This is a genomic window from Bacillus sp. S4 (genome assembly GCF_040838205.1).
GTDB lineage: Bacteria > Bacillota > Bacilli > Bacillales > Bacillaceae_G > Bacillus_A > Bacillus_A cereus_U.
In genome coordinates this window covers 1-6,667 of sequence record NZ_JBFPJI010000178.1, presented here as the reverse complement: position 1 = coordinate 6,667, position 6,667 = coordinate 1, and the positions used below count along the sequence as shown (strand labels likewise).

Here is a 6,667-nt window from a genome sequence, read left to right as displayed (position 1 = left end):
TATTATAAATATGCTGTGGGATTTAAATTAAAGTGTTCTTTAAAAAGTAAGCCTTAATAAGGATTGTATTTCAAATCCACTGGTTTACTAGCACTTTTGTTTTCAAATATGTAAGGATTCTATATCCCTTTTAATTTCACTATTTATTTCGTTACTTCTCCAAACTGCGCTCTCGTCACTTTCATCAAATCTTCAACTTTAAGCTCAATTTGTGTACCAATTTTCCCGCCGCTTACAATGATTGTTTCAAGTGATTGAGCACTCTCATCAATACATGTAGAAAATAATTTCTTCATCCCTACTGGTGAACAACCACCGCGAATATACCCTGAAACTTTTGTAATATCTTTAACCGGAATCATTTCTATCTTTTTTTCACCGACTGCTTTTGCCGCCGCTTTTAAATTTAGTTCCTCATCTACCGGGATAATGAACACATGATAATCTTTACTATTCCCTTGAGCGACAAGTGTTTTATATACTTCTCTCACTTCTCGTCCAATCTTCTCCGCTACTGATACTCCATCAATTTTCCCGTCATTTGGATCGTATGACATCATGGAATATTCAATTTTTTCTTTATCTAATATTCGCATCGCATTTGTTTTATCTTTTTTCATGAGCTGCTCCTTAAAAAGTTATTTCATATCATTAAGTTTTCTTTTATTATACACTCTTTTCCATTTCTCCTACATCACTTCACGCTTTTTTCAAAACTGAAAACATTGATTTTTCAAAATTCATCTGATATAATTTTGAAAAACTTATGTTAAGGAGAGATTTGTAATGCGAAATTTTAATACTTCTTTCCAACTTCATCATCATACGTAACGCCGTGTATCCGAAGAAAAATTTTTCTTCGTGGGTACAGGGCTTTTCCTGTTGACCCACGAAGCGTTCATAAAGCTATGTGGGTATTTTTATACCCGCATAGCTTTTTTTAATTTAAAAGAGGAGTGATTATGGTGGAAATGAAAAATGTAAAAGGAACAAAAGACTATTTACCAGAGGAGCAAGTGCTGCGGAATAAAATTAAAAGAGCATGTGAAGATACATTTGAACGATATGGATGCAAGCCTTTAGAAACACCAACGTTAAATATGTATGAACTTATGTCATACAAGTACGGCGGTGGTGATGAGATTTTAAAAGAAATATATAAACTTCAGGATCAAGGAAAACGCGAGCTTGCCTTACGTTACGATTTAACAATTCCCTTCGCCAAAGTTGTCGCGATGAATCCAAATATTCGCCTCCCTTTTAAACGTTATGAAATTGGTAAAGTATTTCGAGATGGTCCGATTAAGCAAGGGAGATTTCGTGAATTCATTCAATGTGATGTTGATATAGTTGGTGTAGAGTCTGTCATGGCAGAAGCTGAACTTATGAGCATGGCATTTGAACTATTCCGAACGTTAAACTTAGAAGTAACGATTCAATATAATAATCGAAAATTATTAAACGGTATTCTCCAGTCTATTAACATCCCTACCGAATTAACGAGTGACGTAATTTTATCATTGGATAAAATCGAAAAGATTGGGATTGATGGTGTAAAGAAAGATTTATTAGGGCGAGGAATTGCTGTACAAACAGTAGAGTCAGTATGTAGTACCGTTTTATCTTGTATGGAGTTTAAGCTTACTGAATTTGAAGAAGCATTTAATAATACACTCGTTACCGAGGGAGTAAACGAATTACAACAATTGCAGCAATACTTACTCGCTCTCGGAATAAATGAAAATACGATATTCAATCCATTTTTAGCACGAGGACTCACAATGTACACAGGAACTATTTATGAAATCTTTTTACAAGATGGCAGTATCACATCAAGCATAGGTAGTGGTGGTCGTTATGATAATATAATCGGAGCGTTCCGTGGTGATAATATGAGCTATCCAACTGTAGGGATTTCATTCGGTTTAGATGTCATTTATGCAGCTCTATCACAGAAATCAACAACATCATCTACAGCGGATCTTTTTATCATTCCACTCGGGACAGAATTACAATGTTTACAAATCGCCCAGCAATTGCGCTCTACTACTTCATTAAAAGTCGAACTTGAACTAGCAGGACGCAAATTAAAACGTGCCCTGAACTATGCAAATAAAGAAAATATCCCATACGTACTTATAATTGGTGAAGAGGAACTATCTACAGAAACAGTTGTGCTGCGAAATATGAAAGAAGGTAGTGAAGTAAAGGTTCCCCTCTCTTCCTTAGAAAATAACACATTTAATAACTATATATAATAAGCGCCACCCTCATTTCGGTGGTTTTTCTAGTGAAGAAATAAAAAACCATTTAGTTTACATAATATAATTATCACATTCTCTAAATGTGAATCACAAAAAATATCCATTACCCACTATATTTGGTAATATATTCATACACACATATTGTTTAGGAGGAATTAACTTTGAAGGCAGTCGTAAAAGCATTAAAGTGGACTACAGGTATCTCTCATCTTTTATTAATTCCTTGTTACGTATTTCAAGGGCTATTTGACTTATCCGGGATACTGTTCTTTATATTAATTACTTTACATATCATCACTAGTGTATTAGCTAAAAAGGAAGGCATGAAAGCCTATGCTAATTATATAGGAATCTTGGCTATTCTAGTTGCTTTCTTTCCCTATATACAAATCGCTATACATATTATAGCGTCGATTTTCCTTCTATTAGATGCGGCTTCGACGAACACAAAAGAAGTGTATGATTCATAGTGAATTAAAAACAAAAATTAGAGACAGATTTTTCAACCATATACAAAAAAAGAGGGCAGATATGCATCTCCCTCTTTTGTCTAACTATTATTATTCTTGTTCTTGCTCGTCCATAATCTTCTCAAACGCAGCAGATACTTTTTCAAATTCCTCGTCATTCTCTATGTATGAGAATTCATTATCTTCTTCTACTTTTAAAAAGAAGATATCAATGTCTTCCTCTGTTTCTGTTTGAATGTCTTCTACAAAGGCAACCGCAATGTATTCTGCTCCTTCGACATCCATCGCTCCAAGCACTTCAACTTCCTGTTCTTCATTATTCTCATCGGTAAGACTAAAAATTTCGCCTACTTCAATTGCTTCCATATTCATTCTCCTCCTATCATACTCTAAAAAATAAAACGTTCAAATTGCACACTTACTAACATATCTTTCCATAAAAAAGTTGAATTCATACAGAAAGAACAACAAATTCTTGCTGGTTCAGCAAAAGTATTCAACTATAAGGATATCATTTATGAATAGGAATGAACATATTTTAAATGAGATAATTGGATTAATTAATTTAATATCCTTCTTTCGATTTTCGAAAGACCTCTATGTTCCATAACGATTCTTTCATATAGGTAGCAAGCATGCCACCTTTCAATCTGTAAGTAAATACTCTAAAATGGCACCTCATACCCTGATTCGTTTCTGTACGTTTTTAGGATGAGAGATAAATCCTTCTATATAAACTAAAGAGACTTATGCAGTAATTCCAGTACATCTTTCATCGCAAAAGGACCGTCTTTTTTTACATGCTCAGCGAATTCAGAAACGAGACGTAATGTTTTCACACTTTCAATTGGATGATCCCCTGACGCGCTTTCAGCAGAAAGCATAACAGCATTCGTTCCGTCCAATACAGCCTGAAATACATCAGTCACCTCAGCTCTTGTAGGAATAGAGTGATCTACCATAGATTGAAGCATTTGTGTCGCTGTAATTACATATGTATTCGTTCGATTGCACTCACGAATCATCATTTTTTGTAAAAGCGGAATAAATTGATACGGCAGTTCCACACCTAAATCTCCCCTTGCGATCATAATGCCATCTACTTCTTTGCATATGTCTTGAAAATTCTCGATTGCTTCCATCGTTTCTATTTTTGCAATTAAATTCGGGGAAGTTTCTTTATGTTCTTGTATAAACTCTCGTATTTCCTTTATATGACTAGGTTTCCGCACAAAGGAACACGCAATAAAATCAACATTCTCTTCTAAAAGAAACTGAATGTCTTTTTTATCTTTCTCTGTAATAGCTGGTAAACTAACAATTGCACCTGGTAAATTCACCCCTTTATGAGAGGCAATATTTCCACCTGTTTTTATCCTCGTTTCTATTTTGTCCGCACTTACCTTTTCAGCGATTAACTCAACTTCTCCATCATTTATAAGAATCCTACTACCAACCTTCACGTCATTCGCAATCCCTACATAATCAACACTTGCTTCTTCTTTATTCCCTTGTACTGGATGAGTATGTAAAATAAATAACTCCCCTGCTTCAAGTGTAATTTGTTCCTCTTTCATTTCACCCAATCTTATTTTAGGACCTTGTACATCCCCTAGAATTTTAATAGAATCGTCTAACGATTTTACTAAACGAATGATATCTTTATGACTTTCATGCGTGCCATGTGATAAATTCAACCGAACAATTTTCATACCATTGTTTATTAACTGCGCTAATGTTTCTTCATTATTACTTGCTGGACCAATTGTACAAACTCGATCAATTGTCATTTTCCCACCATCCTTTTTTAAATGTTTCCCATAAAATAAAGAGAAGATTCTTTTTATAGGAAAGACCGTGCAACTAAGGGCACACAGAGGTTTATATGAGGAGAAGCGATTGCTGAGTAAGTAGCTTAAATTTAACTTTTTGACTCCATAGTTATTGTTAGTTTCGTTGCAATAGGGTACTACTAATAATAAATCTTGTTTACATACGAACGCTAGATTGGGATATCGAAAACAACCAATGGAGGAACCACAATGACTACTCTTCGTAAAAAAATAATGGGACTAACTTTAGCGGGAACGGTAGTGCTATGGTCATTAGCAGCAGGAAGCATGATGAACGGTAACGAGGTAAAAGCTGAGGTGAAAAAAGTAGGAAAGCAACCTAAAAATGTAATTTTTATGGTTATAGATGGGACAAGCTCTTCTGCTACAACATTAGCCCGGTGGTACAAAGGTTCATCTCTTGCACTAGATCAAATTGTATCCGGAGGTGTTCGTACGTATTCAGCAGAATCAGCTATTACGGACTCTGCACCGGCAGCCACAGCTTTAGCGACCGGAAATAAATCTAATTCAGGCTACGTGGGCGTATCACCTTCTGTTGTGAATTCACCTGGCTTAGAACCAGTGAAAGAAGACTGCAAGTTTCGTCCAGTTGCCAACGTCTTAGAAGGCGCAAAACGTTCCGGCCGCGCGACAGGAATCATTGCTACATCAGAAATTCAGCATGCTACTCCGGCTAGTTTCTCTGCCCACCATGCTAACCGCAAGAATTTTGAAGTGCTTGGTGAACAGCAAGTTTATCAAAATATAGAAGTTGTATTAGGTGGTGGAAAGGCAGCACTTCAGCCTACGACAAGCAATGGAATTCGTAAAGACAACGAAGATTTAGTAAAAGTGATTCAAGGCAAAGGGTACGACTTTGTCGAAACAAAAGATGCGTTACTAAACTCCAAATCAAATAAAATCTGGGGTTCTTTCTCTAATACTGCCCTTGCGTTCGATATGGATCGTGAAGCAAACCAGCCTAAACAGCCAACTCTTTCCCTGATGACGAGAAAAGCAATTCAAACATTATCAAAAGATAAAGATGGTTTCTTCTTATTCGTAGAAGGTAGTAAGGCAGATTGGGCAGCACATGCAAATGACCCAATCGGGATGATTAGCGATGTATTGGCGTTTGATGATGCGGTTACAGAAGCGTTAACATTTGCGAAGAAAGATGGTAACACTATGGTCATTGCTCTAGCGGATCATGGTAATAGCGGTATTTCCATTGGTAACAGCAATACCACAAAAGGATATGATACTACACCAGTATCAGCTTACATTGACCCACTGAAAAAGGCGAAAATGACACTTGAAGGTGCTACAAGTAAACTAAAAGATGATTTATCTAATATAAAAGAAGTAGCTGCACTTTACGGTTTAGACAACCTAACTGATGATGAAAGAAAAAAATTAAAAGCTGCACAAAAGAAAACTGATGTAGGTCCAATCCTTACTAAATTATTGGCCAACCGGGCGAACATCGGTTTTACAACTGGTGGTCATACAGGTGAAGATGTATTCTTATACTCTTACGGTCCTCAAAAGCCATACGGTTTAGTCCAAAATACAGACATTGCGAAAATAATGGCCAAAGCAATGGGCTTTCAATTAGGAGAAATCACTAAGAAATTATTCTTAGATGCTGAAACAGCCTTTAAACAAATTGGTGCAACTGTAACGATTGACAAAAAAGATGCACGAAACCCGGTGCTTGTAGTAAAACGCGATAATACGGAGGCCAAATTGTTTGTTAATAAAAACATTATCTGTATCGGTGGAAAAGATCATGAATTAGGAAGCATCGTTGTAGAAAGCAATGGGAAATTCTATGTACCTGAAAAAGCAATTCAACTATTCACTAAGTATTCTCGCTAAAATAAAAAAGAATCCAAAGGACCTACTACATGCTCGTTCGCTGTACAAACCCAACATCTTTAGCGATATGGGACAAAAGACATTGAATTTCCTGTGCAAATAATTGTAACTCGTCAGATTTAAAAACAGACATAAAAAAACGCCATCCTTTCTATAAAAAGGATGGCGTTTTTTTCGTTATATAGATACAAATTTATCTTATTGAATCCATTCAACA

The 6,667-nt window shown here is 35.8% G+C and carries 6 protein-coding genes; 3 read left to right on the top strand and 3 right to left on the bottom strand.

The window, feature by feature from the left end; translation table 11 throughout:
* Positions 1-143 precede the first annotated feature (143 nt).
* Complete coding sequence (gene ybaK, locus AB3X48_RS15395) at positions 144-620, bottom strand: Cys-tRNA(Pro) deacylase (RefSeq protein ID WP_088099353.1); 477 nt, start codon at positions 618-620, stop codon at positions 144-146.
* 342 nt (positions 621-962) lie between these two features.
* Between ybaK and AB3X48_RS15390 the strand changes: the two genes are divergently transcribed.
* Together AB3X48_RS15390 and AB3X48_RS15385 are read left to right on the top strand one after the other, a co-directional pair.
* Positions 963-2,258 (top strand): histidine--tRNA ligase, encoded by a 1,296-nt coding sequence (locus AB3X48_RS15390; RefSeq protein ID WP_088099354.1) that lies wholly within the window; start codon positions 963-965, stop codon positions 2,256-2,258.
* A 167-nt stretch (positions 2,259-2,425) separates the two neighbouring features.
* Positions 2,426-2,734 carry a hypothetical protein gene (locus AB3X48_RS15385; protein WP_002110888.1) on the top strand — a complete coding sequence of 103 codons (309 nt, stop codon included), beginning with the start codon at positions 2,426-2,428 and terminating at the stop codon, positions 2,732-2,734.
* 90 nt (positions 2,735-2,824) lie between these two features.
* Here the strand turns inward: AB3X48_RS15385 and AB3X48_RS15380 are convergent, their stop codons facing one another.
* Both AB3X48_RS15380 and AB3X48_RS15375 read right to left on the bottom strand, forming a co-directional pair.
* Positions 2,825-3,106 carry a DUF1292 domain-containing protein gene (locus AB3X48_RS15380; RefSeq protein WP_002013967.1) on the bottom strand — a complete coding sequence of 94 codons (282 nt, stop codon included), beginning with the start codon at positions 3,104-3,106 and terminating at the stop codon, positions 2,825-2,827.
* Between the two features lie 365 nt (positions 3,107-3,471).
* Complete coding sequence (locus tag AB3X48_RS15375) at positions 3,472-4,524, bottom strand: pyruvate kinase (RefSeq protein ID WP_199715584.1); 1,053 nt, start codon at positions 4,522-4,524, stop codon at positions 3,472-3,474.
* A gap of 252 nt (positions 4,525-4,776) precedes the next feature.
* On the opposite strand from AB3X48_RS15375, the gene AB3X48_RS15370 reads away from it, so the two are divergent.
* Entirely contained in the window at positions 4,777-6,450 is a 1,674-nt protein-coding gene (locus AB3X48_RS15370) for an alkaline phosphatase (RefSeq protein ID WP_088099357.1), read from the top strand.
* Positions 6,451-6,667: the final 217 nt, after the last annotated feature.